This is a genomic window from Pseudonocardia adelaidensis (assembly GCF_039543345.1).
GTDB lineage: Bacteria > Actinomycetota > Actinomycetes > Mycobacteriales > Pseudonocardiaceae > Pseudonocardia > Pseudonocardia adelaidensis.
Map to the genome: position 1 here is coordinate 1 of NZ_BAABJO010000052.1, position 21,636 is coordinate 21,636.

At 72.6% G+C, this 21,636-nt stretch carries 23 protein-coding genes; 5 read left to right on the top strand and 18 right to left on the bottom strand.

Translation table 11 applies throughout. The features are described 5' to 3' along the window. Positions 1-299: 299 nt before the first annotated feature. The 6 genes from ABEA81_RS39960 to ABEA81_RS39985 all read right to left on the bottom strand — a co-directional run bounded on the left by ABEA81_RS39960 (position 300) and on the right by ABEA81_RS39985 (position 6,454). Complete coding sequence (locus ABEA81_RS39960; protein ID WP_345612898.1) at positions 300-1,568, bottom strand: DUF222 domain-containing protein; 1,269 nt, start codon at positions 1,566-1,568, stop codon at positions 300-302. Between the two features lie 587 nt (positions 1,569-2,155). After that, entirely contained in the window at positions 2,156-2,629 is a 474-nt protein-coding gene (locus tag ABEA81_RS39965; protein WP_345612900.1) for a nitroreductase family deazaflavin-dependent oxidoreductase, read from the bottom strand. A 121-nt stretch (positions 2,630-2,750) separates the two neighbouring features. Continuing rightward, positions 2,751-3,908 carry an acyl-CoA dehydrogenase family protein gene (locus ABEA81_RS39970; RefSeq protein WP_345612901.1) on the bottom strand — a complete coding sequence of 386 codons (1,158 nt, stop codon included), beginning with the start codon at positions 3,906-3,908 and terminating at the stop codon, positions 2,751-2,753. Beyond that, positions 3,905-4,102: a ferredoxin gene (locus ABEA81_RS39975; protein WP_345612903.1), complete on the bottom strand. Its 198-nt coding sequence runs from the start codon at positions 4,100-4,102 to the stop codon at positions 3,905-3,907. Before ABEA81_RS39975 ends, ABEA81_RS39970 begins: the two co-directional genes overlap by 4 nt. 1 nt (position 4,103) lies before the next feature. Beyond that, the gene (locus ABEA81_RS39980; protein WP_345612905.1) at positions 4,104-5,297 is read right to left on the bottom strand and encodes a cytochrome P450; all 1,194 of its coding nucleotides are present in this window, start codon (positions 5,295-5,297) and stop codon (positions 4,104-4,106) included. 125 nt (positions 5,298-5,422) lie between these two features. Further along, positions 5,423-6,454: a uroporphyrinogen decarboxylase family protein gene (locus tag ABEA81_RS39985; RefSeq protein ID WP_345612907.1), complete on the bottom strand. Its 1,032-nt coding sequence runs from the start codon at positions 6,452-6,454 to the stop codon at positions 5,423-5,425. A 35-nt stretch (positions 6,455-6,489) separates the two neighbouring features. Here ABEA81_RS39985 and ABEA81_RS39990 point away from each other — a divergent pair, with 35 nt between their 5' ends. Continuing rightward, positions 6,490-6,912 carry a PPOX class F420-dependent oxidoreductase gene (locus ABEA81_RS39990; protein WP_345612909.1) on the top strand — a complete coding sequence of 141 codons (423 nt, stop codon included), beginning with the start codon at positions 6,490-6,492 and terminating at the stop codon, positions 6,910-6,912. Here ABEA81_RS39990 and ABEA81_RS39995 read toward each other — a convergent pair. The 6 genes from ABEA81_RS39995 to ABEA81_RS40020 form a co-directional block, all read right to left on the bottom strand. Continuing rightward, complete coding sequence (locus ABEA81_RS39995; RefSeq protein WP_345612911.1) at positions 6,909-7,862, bottom strand: quinone oxidoreductase family protein; 954 nt, start codon at positions 7,860-7,862, stop codon at positions 6,909-6,911. The genes ABEA81_RS39990 and ABEA81_RS39995 overlap by 4 nt on opposite strands. Before the next feature lie 10 nt (positions 7,863-7,872). After that, positions 7,873-8,235: a hypothetical protein gene (locus ABEA81_RS40000; RefSeq protein ID WP_345612913.1), complete on the bottom strand. Its 363-nt coding sequence runs from the start codon at positions 8,233-8,235 to the stop codon at positions 7,873-7,875. Next, positions 8,232-9,092: a DODA-type extradiol aromatic ring-opening family dioxygenase gene (locus tag ABEA81_RS40005; protein WP_345612915.1), complete on the bottom strand. Its 861-nt coding sequence runs from the start codon at positions 9,090-9,092 to the stop codon at positions 8,232-8,234. Before ABEA81_RS40005 ends, ABEA81_RS40000 begins: the two co-directional genes overlap by 4 nt. Further along, a complete protein-coding gene (locus ABEA81_RS40010; protein WP_345612916.1) occupies positions 9,085-9,885 on the bottom strand; it encodes a citryl-CoA lyase in 801 nt (266 codons plus the stop codon). Before ABEA81_RS40010 ends, ABEA81_RS40005 begins: the two co-directional genes overlap by 8 nt. Beyond that, entirely contained in the window at positions 9,878-11,047 is a 1,170-nt protein-coding gene (locus tag ABEA81_RS40015; RefSeq protein WP_345612918.1) for a CaiB/BaiF CoA transferase family protein, read from the bottom strand. Before ABEA81_RS40015 ends, ABEA81_RS40010 begins: the two co-directional genes overlap by 8 nt. A gap of 83 nt (positions 11,048-11,130) precedes the next feature. Continuing rightward, positions 11,131-11,937 carry an IclR family transcriptional regulator domain-containing protein gene (locus tag ABEA81_RS40020; RefSeq protein ID WP_345612920.1) on the bottom strand — a complete coding sequence of 269 codons (807 nt, stop codon included), beginning with the start codon at positions 11,935-11,937 and terminating at the stop codon, positions 11,131-11,133. Between the two features lie 154 nt (positions 11,938-12,091). Between ABEA81_RS40020 and ABEA81_RS40025 the strand changes: the two genes are divergently transcribed. From ABEA81_RS40025 to ABEA81_RS40040, 4 genes are read left to right on the top strand one after another with little or no spacing between them, the layout of a single operon-like run. Further along, entirely contained in the window at positions 12,092-13,549 is a 1,458-nt protein-coding gene (locus tag ABEA81_RS40025; RefSeq protein WP_345612922.1) for an amidohydrolase family protein, read from the top strand. Continuing rightward, the gene (locus ABEA81_RS40030) at positions 13,546-14,790 is read left to right on the top strand and encodes an MFS transporter (protein WP_345612924.1); all 1,245 of its coding nucleotides are present in this window, start codon (positions 13,546-13,548) and stop codon (positions 14,788-14,790) included. The genes ABEA81_RS40025 and ABEA81_RS40030 overlap by 4 nt, the downstream gene beginning before the upstream one ends. A 55-nt stretch (positions 14,791-14,845) precedes the next feature. Beyond that, positions 14,846-15,739 carry a ketopantoate reductase family protein gene (locus tag ABEA81_RS40035; RefSeq protein ID WP_345612926.1) on the top strand — a complete coding sequence of 298 codons (894 nt, stop codon included), beginning with the start codon at positions 14,846-14,848 and terminating at the stop codon, positions 15,737-15,739. 54 nt (positions 15,740-15,793) lie between these two features. Continuing rightward, complete coding sequence (locus tag ABEA81_RS40040) at positions 15,794-16,771, top strand: right-handed parallel beta-helix repeat-containing protein (RefSeq protein WP_345612928.1); 978 nt, start codon at positions 15,794-15,796, stop codon at positions 16,769-16,771. Positions 16,772-16,794: 23 nt separating this feature from the next. Here ABEA81_RS40040 and ABEA81_RS40045 read toward each other — a convergent pair whose 3' ends face one another. The 6 genes from ABEA81_RS40045 to ABEA81_RS40070 are packed head-to-tail and all read right to left on the bottom strand — an operon-like array spanning position 16,795 to position 21,601. Next, a complete protein-coding gene (locus ABEA81_RS40045) occupies positions 16,795-17,139 on the bottom strand; it encodes a VOC family protein (protein WP_345612930.1) in 345 nt (114 codons plus the stop codon). 10 nt (positions 17,140-17,149) lie between these two features. Then, complete coding sequence (locus tag ABEA81_RS40050) at positions 17,150-18,010, bottom strand: nitrilase-related carbon-nitrogen hydrolase (protein ID WP_345612932.1); 861 nt, start codon at positions 18,008-18,010, stop codon at positions 17,150-17,152. Next, the gene (locus ABEA81_RS40055; protein ID WP_345612934.1) at positions 18,010-18,981 is read right to left on the bottom strand and encodes a glycine betaine ABC transporter substrate-binding protein; all 972 of its coding nucleotides are present in this window, start codon (positions 18,979-18,981) and stop codon (positions 18,010-18,012) included. The genes ABEA81_RS40050 and ABEA81_RS40055 overlap by 1 nt, the downstream gene beginning before the upstream one ends. Positions 18,982-18,993: 12 nt before the next feature. Next, positions 18,994-19,755 (bottom strand): ABC transporter permease, encoded by a 762-nt coding sequence (locus ABEA81_RS40060; protein WP_345612936.1) that lies wholly within the window; start codon positions 19,753-19,755, stop codon positions 18,994-18,996. Next, positions 19,752-20,945 (bottom strand): betaine/proline/choline family ABC transporter ATP-binding protein, encoded by a 1,194-nt coding sequence (locus ABEA81_RS40065; protein ID WP_345612938.1) that lies wholly within the window; start codon positions 20,943-20,945, stop codon positions 19,752-19,754. The genes ABEA81_RS40060 and ABEA81_RS40065 overlap by 4 nt, the downstream gene beginning before the upstream one ends. After that, on the bottom strand, positions 20,942-21,601 hold the full coding sequence (locus ABEA81_RS40070) for an ABC transporter permease (protein ID WP_345612940.1): 660 nt from the start codon (positions 21,599-21,601) through the stop codon (positions 20,942-20,944). The genes ABEA81_RS40065 and ABEA81_RS40070 overlap by 4 nt, the downstream gene beginning before the upstream one ends. Between the last annotated feature and the right edge of the window lie 35 nt (positions 21,602-21,636).

Here is a 21,636-nt window from a genome sequence, read left to right on the forward strand (position 1 = left end):
GTGGGTCGTAGACCAGGCGTTTGAGGGTGGCGTCGCCGGCGATCTCGCGGGCCAGGTCGGCGGGGATGGGGCCGTGGCCGACCAGTTCGCAGGGGTGGTCGTCGGCGCCGAGCAGGGTGGTGAAGGGCATCAGGACCTGGACGAGGGGTCTGCCGGGGGTCACCGGCCGGGGTGCGGCACAGTGGTCGCCCGCGCCGTGATCGCCCGCGCCGTGGTCGCTCGCACTGTTGTCGCTCGCAGTGTTGTCGCTCGCAGTGTTGCCGGGACCGTTGGCTTCGCCGGCTGTTGATGCCTGCGCGTCACACGGCGCCCCCGACCCCAGCCCCGCCTTGATCGTCGGCGTCTGCGGCGTCTCCGGCGTCGGTGCCGGCGTCGGTGCCGGCGTCGGTGGCCTCGTCCCTCTCGGAGCCGACACCGGTGTCGCTGCCGGTGTCGGGATCGGCATCGCTGTCAGGGTCGTCGGGGTTGCTGGCGGGCTCGGCTCCGCTGTCGGCGCCGCTGTCGGTGTTGGTGTTGGTGTCGCTGTCGGTGTTGGTGTCGCTGCCGGGGTCAGGTGCGGCGTTGGTGAGGCGGCCGGACAGCAGGGCGGCGGCGAGGTCGGCGCGGCGGGCGTCCATGCCCCGCGGATCGTCCTTGCCGCAACCCAGGGCCAGGCGGGTGAGCCACTGGTAGCCGGCCTGGGCGTCGGCGGCCGACATCAGCGCCCACAGCGAGGCCATCCCGTCCTGTTCTTCGCTGATCGAGACCCGGCGGTCGCGGCGGGCGGCCTGGTGCCGTTCAGCCGCACCTTCGGGGTCGGCGGCGATCACGGCGCGTTTCAGGGCGGCCTTGAGTTGGCCGAGGGTCTGTTCCGGGGCCCGCTCGAGCACCCGCTGCTGCACGGCGCGGGCGGTCTCGACGGACAGGTAGTGGGTGGCGTCGCAGATCGCGCTGACCCGGCGTTCATCGAGCCGACCCCGCTCCCACAACGCGAGGGTCTCGGGCAGCACCTGCTCCAGCTGCACCGACCGCCCCAGCCGGGCCTTCGCGGTCAGCCGGGCCTGGGTCAGCGCCAGCCCGACCTCGTCGGGGGCGAACCTGCTCACGGTGCACGGCTTGTCGGTGGCCACCAGGGTGGGGTCGTCGCCGGGGCGGCGGCGGGCGAACTCGGCCAGCAGCCGGGCCTGCCGGGCCTGCGCCCATGCGGCGACCCGGTCGAACCCGACGATCGCATCGATCAGCTGGGCGTCCGACAGCCCGGCCTCGCACCGGGTGTCGGCGTCGATCTCCAGCGCGGCCAGCCCGGACGGGACCGTGTTGCCCCAGGTGCGCTCCTCGTCGTCGCGGCGCAGCTCGCGTTCGATGGCGATCCAGTCGAAGGCGCCCTCGAGTTCGAGGTCGACGGGATCGCCGACCTCGAACTCGGAGACGGGATCGAACACGTGTTCGAGTCTATCAAGTTGTGATCGCGGTCGCAACGGGCCCGGAGAGGATCGGCCCCGCAACTGCTGCCGCTGCTCGACCAGGTCAACGGCCCCAGGGCGACGGTGCCGGCCGACAACGGCCTGGCTGGTCGGGAGATCGGTCATCTAGTCCTCCAGTTGTAGATCGTTACGCGGGGAGGACGTCCGCCGACTGGGCCGCCATGACCCGAACTGTCGGGTGTCCATGGCAGCTGACACAGCCATGAACACCCGGAACTCGCGATCTTCCACCGGTCGTGGCGACAGCCATGGCCAACCGCTGCCGCGGATCAAGCGCAGCGCCACGCCACCGCCACCGGCACCACCGCCACCGCCGGCTCCGGCTCCGGACCAGCGCTGGACCACTGCTGGACCACCGCCTTGGACGGTTCCGGTCAGCTACTGCGGTGCCCGCGGGTCCGGCGGCTGGGGGTGGTGGCTGGGCGTCGGATGGGTCGTCGGGCACCACGATCAGGCATTGATCTGCGAGAACGGGACATCTGCTGCGCCGGTGCAGCGGATGTCCCGTTCCTGGCGATCACGGGAGGTGAGCGGCAGACGGCGCCGCTCTCGCTGCCGTGTTGGCCCACGTCAGCGACCGGCAGTCGATGGTTCGCGCGGTTCGGGAGTACGAGCACCGCATGATCGAGCGGGGCTTCCGCGCGGTGCGGCGTTCGGCAGAGAACGGGGTTCGGACTCGCGGCGCCGACCCGCTACCGCTCGTCTGACGCCACGGTCGCCGCGTCCAGCGGGGTGAGCAGGACGATCGGGATCTCGCGGCCGGTCTTCTCCGCGTACTCGTCGTAGAGCGGGAAGATGTCCACCATCTGGGCCCAGAGGGACGCGCGCTCGGCCGGGGACGCGACGCGGGCGCGCGCGGTGAACCGGCGGGTGCCGACCTGCACGCCGACGCCGGGGTCCGCCTCGAGGTTCATGAACCATGCCGGGTTCTCGTCGGCACCCCCCTTGGAGGCGACCACGACGTACTCGCCGCCCGAGGTGCCGTAGATCAGGCAGGTGCGGCGGGGCGTACCGGTCCGGCGGCCGGTCGTGGCGAGCACGAGGGTGCGCACGCCGTTGTTCTCGTGGCCTTCGGTGCCGCCCGAGGTGAGGTACGTGCGGGTGTGCTCGGCGACCCAGTCCCACTGCGAGTCGGTGGCGCGGTCGAGGTCCTCGGCGATGGCCATGGCGGCTGTCCCTCCGGTACGGGCGTCGATGCGGCCCCATGGCCGCTCCTGCCCCTGGGACGGAGCCGCGACGCCGGTCTCGACATCCCGGCCGCGCGGATTTCTCCGAGAGCGACCAGCCTCAGCCCTCCCGGGGCACCAGGTTCATGTAGAGCCAGTCGTGCCCGGGCGCGAACCCGCCGAGCTGACGCCCGCACGCCTCGATCACACCGGGCGCGGACGTGACGTGCTGCGTGCCGGCGTGCATGTCCCGGAAGTACTGCTGGAGCACCCCGGCGCGCAGGGCCGTGGTGCCACCGGCGCGGTAGACCGCGACGCTGATCTCCTCCGCGGCCCAGGTGGCGTTGTAGAGGGCGAGCCGCACCATCGTCTTCTGCCGCACGTCGAGCGGCCGGCCCTCGCCGATGGCCCGGCTCGCGGCATCCCAGGCGTCGTGGACGAACGCCCGTGCCGCGTGCCAGCGCGCCTCGGCCTCGCCGTAGGTCGTGTGGAAGTGCGGGTTGTCGGCCATCGTGCCGGGGCGGCCCGCCTTCCAACGGACCAGGGCGGCCAGCTCGTCGAGCATGCGGCGGGAGACGCCCAGCGCCCACCCGGAGTGCCCGACCAGCGCGAACTGGATGATCCCGAGCCGGTACAGGTCGCCGCCCCGCACCGGGGTCTCGGTGGGCCCGTGGTGGGTGAAGGCCGCCGGCACGAACACGTCTTCGATCGTGTAGTCGATGCTGCCCGTGGCCTTCAGGCCCATGACGTCCCAGTTGTCGACCAGCTCGGCCTGCTCGACGGGAAGCACGAAGATCAGCGGCTCCCCGGTTTCCTCGACGACGCCGAGCGTGTGGATCCACTGGGCGTGCTTGATGCCGGACGCGAACGACCAGGAGCCGGAGAGCCGGTAGCCGCCACCGTCGCGCACGGCCCGGCCGGGGCGGGTGCCCTGCCCCGCGACGACCGGGAAGCGCGCGCCGCCGAACATCGCGGCCACGGCCTCGTCACCCAGGTACGCCCCGCCGGTGCCGGTGGCGAGCGCCGCCGCCATGAGGACCCACGCGGCAGACGGGTCGGCCTCCGCGAGCGCCTGGACGACCTCCACGGAGGGCAGCGGGTCGAGCTCGGCGCCGCCGAGCGTCCGCGGGACCCACATGCCGAACAGCCCCGCGTCGTGCAGGGCGTCGGCGACCGGTCCGGCGATGTCACCGGTGGCCTCCCCCGCGGCGGCGTGGTCGCGCAGCAGGGGCTGCAGGTCCCGGGCCGCCGCGACGAGGTCGCCGCGCACCGCGGTCATCGGTCGACCCGCAACGCCGCCACCGGGCACACGTCGACGCCCCGGGCCGCGGCCCCCGCGACCTCGTCCGGCACCTCCCGGCCCTCGAACCGGAGGACGACGACGCCGTCGTCGTCGAGCTCGAAGACCTCCGGCGCCTGCTCCGTGCACAGGCCGTGGCCCTCGCAGCGGTCGCGCTCCACGAGGATCCGCATCTCAGGCCCCCCTCTCGACGGTGACGGGAACGGTGCCGAACGCGCGGATCAGGTTGTTGAGGGCGCGCTCGGGCGGGCCGTCGAGCCGGAAGCGCACGACGGAGCGTGCGAGCGCGGTGAGCAGCGACTCGGCCTCCATGCGGGCGAGGGCCTGACCGGCACAGCCGTGCTCGCCGACGCCGAAGCCGAGCTGCTGCACGGCGTCGGTGCGGGTGACGTCGAACTCGTCGGCACGAGCGAACTTGCGCTCGTCGCGGTTGGCCGAGGCGTAGATCACGAGGACCCGGGACCCCGCCGGGACCGGGACCCCGCCGATCTCGGTGTCGGTCTCGGCGAGCCGGCCGAACGCCCGGATCGGCGACTCGAACCGCACGACCTCGTTGACGGCGTTCGGGACGAGGGCCGGGTCGGCCCGGACGTGGTCCCACTGCTCGGGGTGCTGCGCGAACAGCCAGATCGCGCTGCCAACGGCGCTGATCGTGGTGTCGAGCGAGGGCGCGAGGTAGTCGAGCATCAGCATCATGCACTGCTCGGTGGTGACCTCGCCGCGGTCGCGCGCCTCGAGCACGCCCGCGCCGAGGCTGCCGGGCAGGACGTTGCCGGTGCGGACGAGCTCGGCGCCGAAGGCGGCCATCTCGCCGCACTTGGGCATCGCGCGCTCGGCGCGCGCGTTCATCGGGCCGAAGGAGTCGAAGTTGGCGCCCGCCCACTCCAGCAGGTGCTCGCGCCCCTCCTGCGGCCAGCCGATGAAGTCCGGCACGACCGACAGCGGCAGTGCCCGCGCGAGGTCGGCCACGGCGTCGAAGGAGCCGCGCTCCACGAGGCCCGCCACGAGCTCGTCGGCCCGCTGCGTCACGAGCTCGCGCATGGGTCGCAGCGACCGCGGCATCAGCCGGTGGGCCACCACCTTGCGCAGGTGGGCGTGCAGCTCGCCGTCGCTGGCGAGCGTGCAGCCGAGGATCGCCCGGTTGGCGGGTTCGTTGAGGGCGATGCCGTTCGCCGACCGGAAGGTGTCGCTGTCGAGCAGGACGGCCCGGACGTCGGCGTAGCGCGACACGGCGAACGCCTCGTGCTGCTCCAGCCAGACGGCGGGCCCGAGCTCGCGCAGGGCGCGGTAGTGCTCGTAGGGCTCGAGGAGCGCCTGGTCGGTGTAGATGTCCGCGCCATAGGTCGGGGCGGAGACGCTCGCGGTCATGGTCCGATGTCCTTCCGGCAAAGCTGCAGGCTCGCAATGGACAGTTGTCCGCTGTGCGGACAGGGATCCGACGCTGCCGGAGCGTCCTCGTGGTGTCAAGGCGCCGACCGGCAGGCGGAAGCGGCTCAGCCCACCTCGGCCCGCAGCGTCCGCGCGGCCCCGGCCATCGCCTCCATCTTCCCGAACGCCGCGTCCCGGGGCAGGTACTTCATGCCGCAGTCCGTGGCGATCACGATGCGCTCGGGCGGCACGCGGTCGAAGGCGCGCCGGGTGCGCGCCGCCACCGTCTCCACGCTCTCCACGGCGTTGTCGGACAGGTCGATGACGCCGAGGATGATCGTCTTGTCGGCGAGGTCGGAGAGCACGCCGAGGTCGAGCCCCGACTGCGCGGTCTCGATCGAGATCTGGTCGGCGGTGCACCCCGCCAGCTCGGGGAGGAAGGAGTAACCCTCCGGGCGCTCGTGGATGATCGCGGCGTAGCCGAAGCAGAGGTGCACGGCCGTGGTGCCGGTGACGCCCTCGAGCGCGGCGTTCAGCGCCTGCAGGCCGTAGGCGCGGGCGGCGTCCGGGCGGGCCTGCAGGTACGGCTCGTCGATCTGCACGACGTCGGCGCCCGCCGCGAACAGGTCCTTGATCTCGGCGTTGACGGCGGCGGCGTAGCCCATCGCGGCCGCCTCGGCGTCGGGGTAGTGGTCGTTCTGGGCCTGCTGCGACATGGTGAACGGGCCGGGCACCGTCATCTTGATCGTGCGGTCGGTGTGGGCCCGCAGGAACCGCAGGTCCGCGACCTCCACGGGGTGCGGCCGGTGGATCGGCCCGACGATCCGGGGCACCGGGTTGGGGTGGCCGCTGCGGTCGAGCGCGGTGCCCGGGTTGTCGATGTCGACGCCCTCGAGCGCGGTGGCGAAGTGGTTGCTGTAGCTCTCGCGGCGGATCTCCCCGTCGGTGACGATGTCGAGCCCGGCCTCCTCCTGCAGGCGGATCGCCACGACGGTGGCGTCGTCCTGCGCCTCGGCGAGGTGCTCCGGCGGGATGCGCCACAGCTCCTTCGCGCGGACGCGGGGCGGGAAGCGGCCGGCGAGCTTCGCGCGGTCGATCAGCCACTCGGGCTGGGCGTAGCTTCCGACCAGGGACGTCGGCAGCAGCGGCAACGACACGGATCCTCCTCCAGGAGATCGATACGATCTACGGTGTGACCGGACTTCCGGCCGAGCTGCGGGACTTGATCGAGTCCGGCCCGCTCGCCCATCTGAGCACCATCAACCTCGACGGCAGCCCGCAGGTGAGCGTCATCTGGATCGGGCTGGACGGTGATGACATCGTGTCCGGCCACATGGGCCGGTACGCCAAGCTGCGCAACATCGAGCGCGACCCGCGGGTCGTGCTGTCGTTCGACGCGCCCCGCGATCCCAGCGCGTTCCTGAACCCGTACGCCGTGCTGCGGGCGCGGGCCACCATCGAACCGAGCGACGGGGCGTGGGACCTGCTCGACCGCCTCACGAAGGTCTACATGTCGCCCGACGACGAGTTCCCCGCCCCGAAGGGGCAGGGCTACATCGTCCGCTACGCGGTGGAGCGGATCGGCGGCGTCGGACCCTGGGCGGGTTCGCACTAAGGCCTCAGGACGATCCGGCCGGTGGCGCTGCCTTCGGCCTGCCGCTGCCACGCCGCGCCCGCGTCGGCGAGCGGCACCTCCTCGTGCGCGACGGTGAGCGCGCCGCGGACCGCCTGCTCGGCGACGGCTGTGACCGCAGCGGCCCGCTGCTCGCGGGTGAGCGCGTTGTTGGTGTAGCCGAGCAGGCGCAGCGACCTGCCACGCAGCGTCGAGGAGTCGATCGGGCACGTCTCGGCGGCCGAGCTGCCGAGGTTGACCAGCCGCCCGTGCGGGCGCAGGGTGCGGGCCGCCGCGGCGGCCGGCGCGCCGTAGAGCGGGTCGATCACCAGGTCCACCGGTCCGTCCGCGGCCGCGGTGAACCGGCGGGCGAGCTCGTCGACGTCGTCGGTGTCCAGGGCGACGACGACGTCCGCTCCGGCCTTCCCGGCCCGCTCCTGCGCGGCCTGCGACCGGGCGCCGGCGATCACGCGCCGGGCACCCGCGGTGCGGGCGAGCTGCACGGCGGCCTGCCCGACCACGCCGCCCGCGCCGAGCACGATCACCTGCTCCCCCGGGGCGAGCTCGCCCCGCCAGGTGAGCGCCATGTGCGCGGCCACCGCCGAGAGCCCGAGCGCTGCGAGCCCCACCGGGTCGGCGCCGCCGGGCAGCGGGACGAGGTCCGCCTCGGCCACGGCGGCCCGCTCCGCCATGCTGCCGTCGCCCGGTGCCATCCCGGCCGACGTCGGGAACCACACCAGCCGGCCGCCGGCCCACCCCACGCCCTGCACACCGGGGACGTACGGCGTGGCCGGCTGCCCGAAGTACGAGGTGCCGGTCGCGCACAGCAGGTCGAGCGGGGTGATCGGCGCGGCGAGCACGTCGACCGGCACCTGCCCGTCGGCCGCCGCGGGCGGCTCGCGGTCGGCCACCACCGGCGGCCTGCCGAGCTCGACGACCCGCAGCGCCCTCATTCTCGGGCCTTCACGTGGAGATGTCCGGGTAGGGCAGCGAGAAGTGGGCGAGCTTGCGCGCGTACTCCTTCTGGAACCCCAGCGGCTCGTCGTGGTCGCGCTCGAACATCGCGATGAACAGCGTCAGCGTGAGGAACGGGTGCGCGCCCAGCTCGAACAGCTTCGGGTAGTCGTGCCCGGCCAGCGCGGCGCGCTCCTCGTCGTCGAAGGCCAGCCACGTGCTCTTCTCGGCGCCGACGCAGTTCAGGAGCCGGTTGGCCTCCTCGGCCTCCCACCACGCGACCGTGCCCACCGGGTCCGCCCGGTAGCGCTCGACGAGGTCGGCGTCGCGGTCGACGGTGAACAGGAACTTGTCGAGCAGGTACTTGCTCACGATCGACCTCCCGGGTACCAGGTGAAGTAGGCCTCCATCGTGTGGAACAGGTCGTAGGTGTCGACGTAGTCGGCCTTCCGCCCCTCCCCCGCCACGCCCATCATCAGCATGAAGTCCATGAACCCGTGGGTGGCGTTGCCCGGGGCGTGCAGGCTGTCGAGGCTGACCTCGGCGAGGCAGCCCTCGATGTCGCCCGACGAGATCCACTCCACGGCCCGCTGGTCGAACTGCGGGTCGGGGCCGTGCGGGCCGAACTGGCGCGGCCCGCCGAGTTCGAGCGACAGGTGCCCGGTGCCGATCACCGCGACCCGCTGGTCGGACGGCCACGACTCGACGAGCTCGCGGATCGTGCGCCCGAGCTGCACGAAGCGCTTCGGCTGCGGGAGCGGCGGCGCGAAGATGTTCGTGTAGACGGGCACGATCGGCAGGTCGGCCTCCGGCCGCAGCGTGATGATCGGGCACGTGATGGAGTGGTCGATCCGCAGCTCGTTGGAGAACGCGAGGTCGAAGCCCGCGTCGAGGCCCTCGCGCAGGATGTACGCGGACAGGTCCTCCTGCCCATGCAGCCGCATCCGGGGCAGGCCGAACTCGCGTTCCTCGTTGTACCAGTTGGCGTCGTACACGGGCGCCTTGCCGACGAGGAACTGCGGCATGTTGTCCAGCCACAGCTGGTGGAAGTGGTCGGAGCCGACCATCACCAGCACGTCGGGCCGCGCCCGCGTCAGCGTCTCCCGGAACGCCTCCACCTTGCGCACCCACTCGTCCGCGAACGGCGGGCGGTCCTCCCCGGTCGAGGTGCTCGCCCGGTAGTAGAAGGGGTGGTGGGTCGAGGCGATCACCGCCACCAGCTCAGCCACGGGGACCTCCCGGTTCGTAGGGGTCGGGGTCGACGGAGGAGTTGTTCAGGTCGACCGACAGGAAGATGTCGTTCGCCACCGGGTGTCGCAGCTCCTCCGCGAGCTGACCGATCAGCCCCGCCGTGCGCGCGAGCAGGGCGAACCCGCGCAGCAGCTCCAGGGGCAGGCCCAGGTCGGCGAGCGCCGCGCCGCACACCCCTGCGCCGTTGAGCGGGAGCGTGCGGCCAAGCACCTGCGGGTGGACGCGCCCGATCGCGGCGAACAACCGCAGGTGCGGCCCGAACAGGCCCTCCTCGTGGGCGATCCGCATCAGCCGCGGGGTGCGCGGGTCGCCGTTCTTGTGCACGTGGTGGCCGAGGCCGGGCACGAACCGCTCGGCCTCCCGCTGCGCGCGCACGACGCGCAGGGCGAGGTCGTCCCAGCCCGCGTCGTCGGTGGGGAGTTCCGGCGGGAGCTGCGCGTGCAGGAACCGGCCGCAGTCCTCGGTGACGCCGAGGAAGCGCGATCCGCCGCCGAGCAGCCCGGCCGCGAGCGCGCCCTGCACCGAGTCCGGTGCCGAGAGGTACGTGAGCCGGGTGACGATGGCGGTCGGCGTGTAGCCGTGGTCGGCGAGCGCGGCGAGGACGGCCTCGAACACCCGCGTCTCGCCCTTCGTCGGGCGACGCTGGGTGGCGAGCCAGAACGCCAGCTCGCCGAACCCGACGGTGCCCATGACGTCCTCGGCCAGGTCCTGGCCGAGCAGGGTGATCTTCTCGAGGCTCGAGGCGCCGAGAGCGGTGCGGTACTCAGGCATGCCGGTCATCCTGCGGGGTCGAGAGCCATTTGCGCAGCTCCGCGCCGTGCTCGTCCAGCTCCGGCGGGGGGAGCCGGTAGCCGGCGGGGGTGGCGGAGAACCGGATCGGGTGCCGGGTGGTGGGCATGGCGCGCTCCCCCTCGCCCGCCTCGACGACGGGGTCGAGCCCGAACCGCTCCGCCATCGCGAACCCGCCGTCGATCGTCTGGATCGGCCCGCACGGCACGCCGACGGCCACCAGGGCCTCGAACCACTCCACCGCGCCGCGCCGGGCCAGCCGCTCGACCAGGACCGGGCGCAGCTCCTCGCGGTTGGCGGTGCGGTCGACGTTGCGGGCGAACCGCGGGTCGTCGGCCACCTCGGGGATCTCCAGCACCTCGCACAGCTTGCGGAACTGCCGGTCGTTGGCCGCGGCGATGATGATGTCGTCGTCGGCCGTGGGCAGCGGCTCGTACGGGAACACGCTCGGATGCGCGTTGCCCATCCGGTAGGGCACCACTCCCCCGGCGACGTACGCCGAGCTGTGGTTCACCAGGCCCGTCAGCGCCGAGGAGAGCAGGTTGACCTCGACGAGCTGGCCGTCACCGGTGCGGTCGCGGTGGCGCAGCGCGGCGAGGATGCCGATCAGCGCGTGGTTGCCGGCCATCACGTCGAACACCGAGATCCCCGCCCGGTACGGCGGGCCGTCCGGGTCGCCGGTGAGGCTCATCAGGCCCGACATCGCCTGCACCATGAGGTCGTATCCCGGGACGTGGCTGCCCTTCCCCGCCCCGAAGCCCGTGATCGAGCTGTAGACGATGCCCGGGTTGGCCGCCCGGACCGAGCCGTAGTCGAGGCCGTAGCGGGCGAGACCGCCCGGCTTGAAGTTCTCGATCAGCACGTCGGCGCGCCGCGCCAGCTCCCGGGCCGCCTCGGCGTCGGCCTCGTCGCGCAGGTCGAGTGCGATCGAGCGCTTCCCGCGGTTGATCCCGAGGTAGTAGGTCGAGACGCCGCCGCGCTCCGGGGGGATCCACGTGCGCGTGTCGTCGCCCGCCGGACCCTCGACCTTGACGACGTCGGCGCCCATGTCGGCCAGCAGCATCGTGGCGTACGGGCCGGCCAGGATGCGGGAGAAGTCCGCGACCAGGATCCCGGCCAGCGGTCCCGCCGCGCTCGAGGCCATTATCCTTACACACCTTCCGTCCGTTCAACGGACACTCGTCCGCTGCAGCGGATCCTTCCCCGCGGCGGGAGGCGCGTCAAGGTTCAGGAGGCGCTGACGGTGACGTGCGGGACGGTGTCGAGGCGGGCGAAGTCGGCGCTGATCTCCCCCGCGGTCTGCAGCAGCAGCGGGAGGTGGTGCTCCAGCAGGCGGTCCACCGAGGTCTCCGCGGCGTGGCAGTTCACGTTGACGCCCGCGATGACCCGGCCCGAGCCGTCGCGCAGCGGCGCGGCGACCGACCGGATGCCCAGCGCGAGCTGCTCGTCGGTGAGGGCCCATCCGCGGGCCCGCACCTCGCGCAGCGCCGCGTCGCGCTCGGCGCGGCCGGGCTGCCAGCGCGGCACGAGGCCGGAGCGGGTGGGCTCGGCCAGCACGCGCTCCAGCTCGTCCGGGGCCAGCGCCGCGAGCTGCACCTTCCCCAGCGAGGTCGCCAGCGCGGGGAACCGGGTGCCGATCTGCACGGCGAGCGCGACGATCTTCGGGACGGCCACGCGGGCGACGTAGACGATGTCCGAGCCGTCGAGCTGGGCGATGGAGCAGGACTCGCCGGTGCGCGCGACGAGCCGCTCCAGGTGCGGGCGCGCGACCTCCCACAGCCCCATCGACCGCACGTAGGACACGCCCAGGTCGAGCACGCGGGGGGTGAGCGAGTAGCCCCGCTCCGCCGTGCGGACGTAGCCGAGCTCCTCGAGCGTCAGCAGGATCCGGCGGGCGGTCGGGCGCGCGAGGCCGGTGGCGGTGGCCACCTCGGCGAGCGTCATCACCGGCCGGCCCGGCCGGAAGGCGGCGATGACCTCGAGCCCACGGGCCAGCGCCTCGATGAAGTCCGGACCGGTACCTGGGCGTGGCATCGCACGAGGGTAACCGCAGTGTCCGCGTAACGGACACCCACGTTCGGGGCCGGATCGATCGGAGAGCGGATTGACACCCGGCCCGAGCTGCACGAAGCTGCGCCTCCGAGGACGACCGGCACGCGGACGTCCGTCCGTCGCAAAGGAGCGCCAGGTGACGAACCAGCCCACGCCCGTCGTCCTGCGGGGAGGCACGGTCCTCACCGTCGACGCGGCCCACACGGTGCTCCCCGGCCACGACGTGCTGGTGGTCGGCGAGACCATCGCCGCGGTCGGCCCGGGCCTCGCGGTGCCCGACGGCACCGTCGAGATCGACGCAGGAGGCGGCATCGTCATGCCGGGGATGATCGACACCCACCGGCACATGTGGCAGACCGCCATGCGCGGCTACGGCGCCGACTGGACGCTCACGCAGTACTTCGTCTGGAACTACCTCGAGTGGGGCAAGGTCTTCCGCCCCGAGGACGTGTACGCGGGCAACCTGCTGTCGGCCATCGAGGCGATCGACGCCGGCGTCACCACCACCGTGGACTGGTCGCACGGGCTGCAGACCCCCGAGCACGCCGACGCCGCGGTCGACGCGCTGGCCGCCGTTCCCGGCCGGTTCGTCCTGGCCTACGGCAACATCCAGGACGCGCCCGCGAACTGGACGGCGTCACCCGGGTTCCGCGACTTCGTGACCCGCCGCTTCCCCGGCGGGCGCGGCGACGACGTGCTCGGGTTCCAGCTGGCGTTCGACGTCACCGGCGACCCGGCCTTCCCCGAGAAGGCCGCGTTCGAGGCGGCCCGCGAGCTGGGCGTACCGGTCACGACGCACGCCGGGGTCTGGGGCGCCACCGGCGACGACGGCATCCGTCTCATGCACGAGCACGGCTTCATGACCCCGGAGACGGTCTACGTCCACGGCGCGTCGCTCTCGCCCGACTCCTACCACCGCATCGCCGCCACCGGCGGCTCCGTCGCGGTGGCCACGGAGAGCGAGCAGAGCGCGGGCCAGGGCTACCCGCCCACGTGGGTGCTGCGCGCGTACGGCATCCCGGTCTCGTTGTCGATGGACACCTCGGTCTGGTGGAGCGCCGACCTCTTCTCGGCCATGCGCGCCACGCTGGGCGCCGACCGGTCCCGGGAGCACCTGGAGGCGCACGCGACGGGCGAGACCGTCACCCACTCCTCGCTGCGGGCCGCGCAGGTGGTGGAGTGGGCCACCCGCGGCGGCGCCCGGGCGCTCGGCCGCGAGGACCGGCTGGGCAGCGTCGAGCCCGGCAAGCTGGCCGACCTCGTGCTGATCAAGAACGAGCACTCACCGGTGATGTTCCCGCTGCTGCACCCGCACGGCCACGTCGCGTTCCAGGCCCAGCGCGGGGACGTGCACACCGTGCTGGTGAACGGGCGGATCGTGAAGACCGGCCACCGGCTCGTCGACGTCGACCTGGCGGCGGCGCGGCACGCCGTCGAGCGCACGGTCGAGCACCTGCGCGCGCAGCTCGGCGAGGAGGCGTGGGAGAAGGGGATGAACCCCGACATCCCCGAAACCAAGGTCCTCGACAACCCGTACACGTACACCGACTACCGCAGCACCAGCACCCACGAGCGCCGGCAGGAGCAGCGATGACCCGCCCGGCGACCCGGCGGCCTGCGGCCGGGACGGCGGCGATCGCACTCGGCTTCGCCGTCCTCTGCCTGTCCTACGGGCTGAACGCGATGGACCGGCAGGTCTTCTACCCGCTCGTGCCCGAGATCCGCGAGGAGTTCGGCTTCTCGCTCGACCAGGCCGGCCTGCTCGCCACCGGCTTCACGCTGGGCCTCGCGCTCACCGGGGTGCCGGCCGGCTACCTGCTCGACCGGATGTCCCGCAAGACGATCGTGCTCGCGAGCGTGGTCGTCTACTCGGCCGGCACGCTCGCCATCCCGCTCGCCGCCGGCTTCCTGGACATGGCCGTCTACCGGCTGGTCTCCGGCATCGGCGAGGGCGTGCAGGCCACCGCCATCTACGCGATCATCGGCGCCTACTACTTCCACCGCAGGGCGCTCGCCGCCGGGTTCATCGGGGTGGCGTTCGGCCTCGGCGTGTTCCTCGGCCCCGTGATCGGGCAGGGCATGGCCGCCACATCGGACTCGTGGCGCACCCCGTTCTACGTCTTCGGGCTGGCCGGCCTGGTCGTGGCGCTGATCCTGCTGGTCACGGTGCCGCGGGCGATGAGCGAGGCGCTGGCCGGGCGCGCCGCACCGGCCGAGGACGTGAGCTACGACCACATCCCGGCGAGCCCGTACAACCGCAACTCCCTCGCGTTCGCGCTCACGTCGGCGGTGTCCGGCCTGGTGTTCTACGGCTTCCTCGGCCTCTACCCGACGTTCCTGCGCGAGGAGCTCGCGTTCGCGCCCGGCGAGGCGGCGCTCGCCGCGTCGCTCGTCGGGTTCGGGGCGATGATGGCGCTCCCGGTGGGGTGGCTCGCCGACCGCGTGGACCAGCGGATCCTCATGGCCGTGGGCTTCGTGGGCACCTCGGTGTCCGCGCTGCTCGCGTACACCGTGGCCACCGGCGCCGCCGCCCACTACGTGCTCGCGTTCCTCATGGGCACGTTCGCCAGCGGCGTGCTGTTCACCAACTGCACCACGGTGCTGCAGCGCTCGGTGCGCCCCGAGCACGTGGGGCGCGGGGCGGGGCTGTTCATCCTCACCTACTACGTGGCCGCCGCCGTGTCCGGGCTGCTCTTCGCCCGGCTGGTGGCCGGCATCGGGTGGCAGGGAGCCGGGCTCGTGCAGCTCGCACTGCTGCCGCTGCTGGGACTCGCCGCGCTCGTGCTCGTCGACCCGCGGCGCATGCTGCTCCCGCCGGCGCTGACCAGGCCGTGAGCTCCTCCTCCGCGGCCGGGTGACACGATGGCGGAAACGGCCGGGAGGAGCGGGCATGGCGGAGCGGGTCGGGATCCTCGGGGCGGGTGCGGTCGGCGGGATGCTCGCGGTGCTGCTCGCCGACGCCGGTCACGAGGTCACGGTGCTGGCCTCGGAGCGCACGAGCACGGCGATCAACGTGGGCGGGCTGGCCCTGCGCAGCGGTCGGTACGGCGAGCGGCGGGCCCGGGTCCCCGCCCGCCCGTACCTCACCGCCCCGGTCGACGTCCTGTTCGTCGCGGTCAAGGCCCCGGACCTGCTCGCAGCACTGGGCCGGGTGCCGGCCGCGCTGCTCACCGACGCCGTCGTGGCGCCGCTGCTCAACGGCACCGACCACGTCGCGCTGCTGCGGGCGGCGCTGCCGCAGGCCGCCGTCGTGCCGATGACGGTGTCGGTGGAGGCCACGCGCGTCGCGCCGGGCGTGATCGAGCACGTCTCGCCGTTCGTCGAGTACGCCCTGGCCGAGGAACGCGAGCGCGCCCGGGTCGACCCGGAGGACCTGCTGCGCGGCGCGGGCCTGGACGTCGACGCCTCCGCGCCCGACGAGCCCACGCTGCTGTGGCGCAAGCTCTCCTTCCTCGCCCCGCTCGCCCTGCTCACCACCCGCGCGATGCTGCCGATCGGTCCGGCCTCCGAGGCCCACCCCGACCTGCTGGACGGGCTCGTCGCCGAGACCGCCGCCGCGGCGGCCACGGCCGGCGCCGAGATCGACCCGGCCGCCGTCGCGAAGCGGATCGCCGGCCTCCCCGCCGGGATGCGCTCGTCGATGCTCAAGGACGCGATCGCCGGCGCCACGCTGGAGCTCGACGCCATCGCCGGGCCGATCCTGCGGGCGCTGTCCGATGGCGCGCCGGTCACCCGGGCCGTCGTCGCGGAGATCGTGGATGCCGGGTCCGCAACCCCATCCTGAGGTGCCTGCCAGGAACTGATGCCGGCATGACCGGCCGGGGGACATGCTGGAAGCGTGACCACAGACGCGCTTCCGCAGAGCCGTAGGCCCGTGCGGCTCGCTCTGGCCCGGTGGGGGGCGGTTCTCGCGGTGGCCGCCCTCGGCCTTGTCGGCTGCGGGTCCTCCGAGACCGGGAGTGCCCACCCCCAGGCGCCCCCCGCAGGCGACCGCGCACGGTGCACCATCGAGGGCGCGGTCGGCAGCGTGCCACCGGTCGTGCCGGGTGATGTCGTCTGCTTGTCCGGCACGCTGGACTCGCGGTTGACCATCGACACCGGCGGAACGCCGGATCGGCCCGTCACCTACCTCGGGGTCGGCCCGGCCACGGTGGCCGGTATCGACGTCCTCACCAGCAACGTCGTCGTCCAGGGTTTCGAATCGGTCGACGCCCACTCCATGGGGGCGAAGCTCCAGGGTGACAACATCGTGTTCCAGGACAACACGATCCGCCATCCGGTCAACGCCGGTGACGACACCGACGGCGTCCGGTTCTTCGGCGACCACATCACGATGCGGCGCAACGTGATCTCGGACGTGTCCGACGGATCCGACTGCTCGGACGACGGCTGCGGCGACGGCCCGCACCCGGACTGCTTCCAGACCTACTACAGCGCCGAGTACCCGACCAGCAGCGACATCGTCATCGACGGCAACCGCTGCGAGGACGTCGCCGCGCAGTGCCTGATCGCCGAGGGCCCGAACCTGCCCGACGAGGGCGTGCAGGGGCCGGGCACGAGCGCGAACTGGACGTTCAGCAACAACTACTGCGACGACGGCGCGGTCCAGGCGGTGATGATCAAAGACGTCCAGAACGCGCAGATCACCGCGAACGACTTCGAAGGCCACAACGACAAGGCGATCGCCCTCGCCGACGGGTCCACCGGCGCCCACGTCGACGGCAACACGCTGAACCCGCGCATCCCGAAGCTGATCACGTTCGACGACGACCACGAGGCCGCCGGCTACGTGGGCCCCCCACCCGACGAGGACTGAGGCATCCAGCCGCAGCAGCGCCCCTAAGCGGCCGGCCCGCCGCCGAACGCGAACTCGTTGCCGTCCGGGTCGCGGAAGATCGCCTTGCGCACCCCGTTGTCGTAGACCTCGCGCTCGGCCGGCCGCAGGCCCCGCTCGGACATCTGCGCGAGCCGGTCGTCGAAGTCGCCGACGAAGACCGTGTGGCTGGCGTGGCCCGCGTGCTCGGGTCGCACCTCGACGAACACGTAGCAGTGCTCGGCCAGCTCCCACACCGCCTCGACCTCGTTGGGCAGGAACGACGGTGGAGCGCCGAGGAGTCGCTCGTACCAGGCCGTCGCCGCGGAGTAGTCCCGCACGGGGATGCCCGCGAACAGGTCGATGGTCATGGAGGGCAGGCTAGAGGTCGCCCCATTCGTCCAGCAGCCGCGCCACCTCCCGGCTGATCAGGCCCAGCCGGGCCTCCTTCACCAGCGGGATGGCGTGCCGGCGGCGGCGCACGTCGGCCAGGTCGATGTCGGCCGTGAGCAGGTGCTCCTCCCCTTCCGGAGCCTCGGCGACGATCTCGCCCCACGGGTCGACCACGTGCGAGCCGCCCCAGAAGCGCAGGTCGCCTCCGCTGTTCGTCGTCTCGGCGCCGACGCGGTTCACGAACACCACGAAGAGCTGGAACATCCGGGCGTAGAAGCGCGTGATGTCGCGCCAGTAGGTGCGCGAGTCGTAGTGCTCGGGGAAATGGCTCTGCGCACTCGCCGCCGGCACGAGCAGGACCCGGGCGCCGTCCTGCGTGGCGAGGAAGGCGAGCTGCGGCTGCCAGGCGTCGTTGCAGAGCAGCACCGCCATCCGGGTGCCGCCCGCTCCCGGGAACGCGCGCAGGCTCGGGCCGGGCGCGAAGTGCTTGCGCTCCTCGAAGGACTTGTAGGTCGGCAGGTAGAGCTTGCGGTGCAGGTGCACGAGCCCGCCGGCCACGAAGTACCCGGCGGTGTTGTAGGTGTGGATGCCGGGCCCGTCCTCGACGAACCCGGCGAGCACCCCAGCGCCGCCCGCCCGCCGCGCGATGCGGGTGAGGCGCGGGTCGTCGGCCTTCATCGACACGTCGTCGGGCAGGCCGCCGATCGAGTAGCCGGTGAGGTGCAGCTCCGGGAAGACGACCAGGTCCGTCCCGTCCGCCACCGCCTCGGCGACGGCCCGCTCGGCGCGGTCGACGTTCGCGTCGAGGTCCCCGAGCGCGGCGTCGACCTGCGCGAGCGTGATCCTCACTAGCCGGTGAAGCCGTTGTCCCGCAGGAACTGCTCCGCCACGTCCTCGGGCAGCTCGCCACCGACGTCCACGCGCTCGTTCAGCCCGCGCAGCACCTCGGTGGTGAGCTTCGCGGCGATCGGGTCGAACACGTCCGCGAGCTGCGGGTGCTGGTCGAGCACCTCCTGCCGCACGGTCATCGCGGCGTTGTAGGGCACGAAGAACTGCTTGTCGTCGTCGAGGATCACCAGGTTGTTGGCCGCGACGGCGCCGTCGGTGGCGGTGACCTCCCCGAAGTTGCAGTTCGCGCCCGTCGCGATCTCCTTCGGGACCAGCGACAGCTCCAGCTCGGCGACCCCGTTGTCGGGCAGGTCGAAGCCGTAGGCCTTCTCGAGCCCGGGCCAGCCGTCGTCGCGGGTGAGGAACTCGGCCGCGGCGCAGAGCCTGCCCTGCGCCGGATCACGGTTGACGAGCGCGGCGTACTCGCTCAAGGTGCGCACACCCAGCTGCTGGTCCCGGCCCTGCGCGGTGGCCAGGGCATAGGTGTTGTTCACCGGGGCGGGGGCGAGCCACGCGATCCCGTTCCCCTTGTCCTCCGCCGTCACCGCCTGGTACAGCGCCTGCTCGCCCTTGGGCGCCGACTGCGGCTCGTGGCGCAGGTGCGTGGTCCAGCCGGTGCCGGTGTACTCCCAGTACATGTCGATCTCGCCGGCGGTGAGCGCGGTGCGCACGTTGGTGCTGCCGGTGATCGTGGTCAGGTTGCCGGCCGTGGCCCCGGTGGCCTCCAGCGCCTGCACGGCGATCTGGCCGAGCACGATCTGTTCGGTGAACTCCTTCGAGCCGACCCGGAACGTCGCGCCGGACAGGTCGATCGCGGAGAGCGAGCCCTCGCCGCCCCCCGTCCCGCCGCCACCGCCGCCACCGCCACCACCGCCGCACGCCGTGACCGCCAGTGCCGCCGCGGCGAGCACCGCCATCAGCCGGATGTGCATGGCCGCTCCTTCCTAGAGCCCTCGGGGCCGGAGCACGTCCTCGGCGACGCGACCGACGTAGTCGATGAACAGGGCGAGCGCCGCGGTGAGCACGCTCCCGACGACCGTCACGATGGGCCGGTTCTGCACCAGGCCGGTGATGATGATCGTGCCGAGCCCGCCCGCGTTCGTCAGCGCGGCCAGCGCCGCGGTGCCGACGTTGATGACGAGCGCGGTGCGCAGTCCGGTGAGGATGACCGGCACGGCGAGCGGCAGCTCGATCCCCGTGAGGACGCCCCTGCGGCTCATCCCCATCCCGCGGCCCGACTCGATCACCGCGGGGTCCACCTGCTGCAGCCCGACCACGGTGTTGCGCAGCACCGGCAGCGCCGAGTACGCCGCCAGCGCGACGACGGCGGGCCAGAACCCGATGCCCCACACGATGGCGAGCAGGACCAGCAGACCGATCGACGGCACGGCCTGACCGATGTTGAACACGGCGACGGCCGGGGCCACCACCCCACGGGCGAACGGGCGCGTCAGCAGGATCCCGACCGGGACCGCGACGACCAGGACGACCGCGGTGGAGACGACCGTGAGCACCACGTGCTCCACCACGGCGGGGAGGATGAAGTCGAGGGTGAGGCGGCGCTCCTCGATGCTGTCGAGGGTCTGGCCGCCCACGTACAGGCCGAGCGCGGCCAGCACCACCACGAGCACGGCGGGCGTGACGAGGTACCCGGCGAGCGACCGGCGGTGCGGCCGCTCGACCTCCTCGGCGATCGCGACGGTCATGGCGCCCGATCCGGCCGTTCCGCCGTCCCCGACTCCGCCTCGAGCCGGTCGCGGGCGGCGCTGCGCTCCCGCATCCGCATCCCGCGGATGGCCTCGTTGATCGTGTCGATCTCCACGACGCCCGCGTACGCGCCGGACTCGTCGACGACGACGGCCGTGCTGTAGCGGGCGGTGAGCATCTCGTTCAGCGTGTCGGACAGCGTGGCGTGCGGCGTGACCACGGCGATGGGCAGCCCGACCTCGGAGAGCCTGCGCCCACCGGCCCCGGCCAGGTGGTCGCTGCTCACCCAGCTGCGCGGGCGCCGCCCCTCGTCGAGCACGAGCAGGCAGCCCTTGTCGCTCGCCAGCAGCGTGCGACGGGCCTCGGCCGGGTCGGCGTCCTCGGCCGTGGTCGGCCACTCCCCCAGCTCGATGTCGCGCACCCGCGACAGCGACAGGCGCTTGAGCGATGCGCCACGGCCGATGAAGTCGGCGACGAAGTCGTCGGCGGGGTCCACCAGGATCCGCTCCGGGGTGTCGTACTGGGCGACGTGCGACCCGTCGCGGAGGACCGCGATCCGGTCGCCCATCTTGATCGCCTCGTCGATGTCGTGGGTGACGAAGACGATCGTCTTCTTCAGCTCGGACTGGATCCGGAGGAACTCGTTCTGCAGCCGGTCGCGGGTGATGGGGTCGATCGCCCCGAACGGCTCGTCCATGAGCATGACGTCGGGGTCGGCGCTCATCGCCCGCGCCACGCCGATCCGCTGGCGCTGGCCGCCGGACAGCTGCTTGGGGTACCGGTCGCGGTAGGTCGCCGGGTCCATCCCGACGGTCTCGATCAGCTCGTCCACGCGCTTCGCGATCCGTGCCCGGTCCCATTTCAGCAGGCGCGGGACCGTCGCGATGTTCTGCGCGATCGTCTGGTGCGGGAAGAGCCCGATCTGCTGGATGACGTAGCCGATGCGCCGGCGCAGCCGGTCAGGGTCGACCCGGGTGACGTCCTCGTCGTCGAGCACGATCCGGCCGGACGTCGGCTCGATCAGCCGGTTGATCAGCTTCATCGTGGTGGTCTTGCCGCACCCCGACGGACCCACCAGGATCACGATCTCGCCCTCGGGGATCTCCAGCGAGAGACCGTCGACCGCGGGGGCCCGCTGGCCGGGGAAGCGCTTGGTGAGGTGCTCGAGGCGGATCTTGGTCCGGGTCATCGGATCCCCCTCGACGTCGTCAGGCTGTTCAACAGCACGTAGAACAGGTCGAACAGCACCGCGAGGACGACGACACCGAGAGTGCCGCCGAGCACGAGGTTGAGCGCGTTGGGACTGGACAGGCGCGACACCCCCGCGAAGATGTCGTTGCCGAGGCCGGGCCCCTGGATGTAGGCGCCGATCGCCGTGATGCCGAGCGTGATGAGGGTGGACACCCGCATCCCGGTGAGGATCACCGGCCAGGCGAGCGGCAGCTCGATGCGCAGGAGGCACTCGCCGCGGCTCATGCCCATGCCCTGGGCGGACTCGACGACGGCCGGGTCCACCTCCCGCAGCCCCACCACCGTGTTGGCGACGATCGGCAGCAACGAGTACATCACCAGCGCGATGACGACCGACGTCGTCCCGATGCCGAACACGTTGATGAAGAGGCCGAACAGCGCCAGCGACGGGATCGTGAGGAACACCGAGGTCGTGGCGATCACGAGCTGCCGCGAGCGCGGGCGGTTGTAGGTGGCCGTCCCCAGCGCCACGCCCACGACCGTGGCGACCAGTACGGCCACGACCGTGACGGCAGCGTGCTCGATGGCCAGCTCGAGGAGGTTGTCCCAGCGTGTGGAGAGGTAGTCGAGGAAGTTCACGACACGCCCCGGCATGCGGCGCGGCGCGGATCCTGCACGACCACCTCCTG

Bases quoted from the DNA above. Each gene is read 5' to 3' on its own strand.
- ABEA81_RS39995 (WP_345612911.1), bottom strand. From the start codon at position 7,862: ATGAGGGCGCTGCGGGTCGTCGAGCTCGGCAGGCCGCCGGTGGTGGCC.
- ABEA81_RS40030 (WP_345612924.1), top strand. From the start codon at position 13,546: ATGACCCGCCCGGCGACCCGGCGGCCTGCGGCCGGGACGGCGGCGATC.
- ABEA81_RS39965 (WP_345612900.1), bottom strand. From the start codon at position 2,629: ATGGCCATCGCCGAGGACCTCGACCGCGCCACCGACTCGCAGTGGGAC.
- ABEA81_RS40065 (WP_345612938.1), bottom strand. From the start codon at position 20,945: ATGACCCGGACCAAGATCCGCCTCGAGCACCTCACCAAGCGCTTCCCC.
- ABEA81_RS40035 (WP_345612926.1), top strand. From the start codon at position 14,846: ATGGCGGAGCGGGTCGGGATCCTCGGGGCGGGTGCGGTCGGCGGGATG.
- ABEA81_RS39970 (WP_345612901.1), bottom strand. From the start codon at position 3,908: ATGACCGCGGTGCGCGGCGACCTCGTCGCGGCGGCCCGGGACCTGCAG.
- ABEA81_RS39980 (WP_345612905.1), bottom strand. From the start codon at position 5,297: ATGACCGCGAGCGTCTCCGCCCCGACCTATGGCGCGGACATCTACACC.
- ABEA81_RS40010 (WP_345612916.1), bottom strand. From the start codon at position 9,885: ATGCCTGAGTACCGCACCGCTCTCGGCGCCTCGAGCCTCGAGAAGATC.
- ABEA81_RS40060 (WP_345612936.1), bottom strand. From the start codon at position 19,755: ATGACCGTCGCGATCGCCGAGGAGGTCGAGCGGCCGCACCGCCGGTCG.
- ABEA81_RS40055 (WP_345612934.1), bottom strand. From the start codon at position 18,981: ATGCACATCCGGCTGATGGCGGTGCTCGCCGCGGCGGCACTGGCGGTC.
- ABEA81_RS39975 (WP_345612903.1), bottom strand. From the start codon at position 4,102: ATGCGGATCCTCGTGGAGCGCGACCGCTGCGAGGGCCACGGCCTGTGC.
- ABEA81_RS40015 (WP_345612918.1), bottom strand. From the start codon at position 11,047: ATGGCCTCGAGCGCGGCGGGACCGCTGGCCGGGATCCTGGTCGCGGAC.
- ABEA81_RS40045 (WP_345612930.1), bottom strand. From the start codon at position 17,139: ATGACCATCGACCTGTTCGCGGGCATCCCCGTGCGGGACTACTCCGCG.
- ABEA81_RS39960 (WP_345612898.1), bottom strand. From the start codon at position 1,568: ATGACCGATCTCCCGACCAGCCAGGCCGTTGTCGGCCGGCACCGTCGC.
- ABEA81_RS40020 (WP_345612920.1), bottom strand. From the start codon at position 11,937: ATGCCACGCCCAGGTACCGGTCCGGACTTCATCGAGGCGCTGGCCCGT.
- ABEA81_RS40070 (WP_345612940.1), bottom strand. From the start codon at position 21,601: ATGCCGGGGCGTGTCGTGAACTTCCTCGACTACCTCTCCACACGCTGG.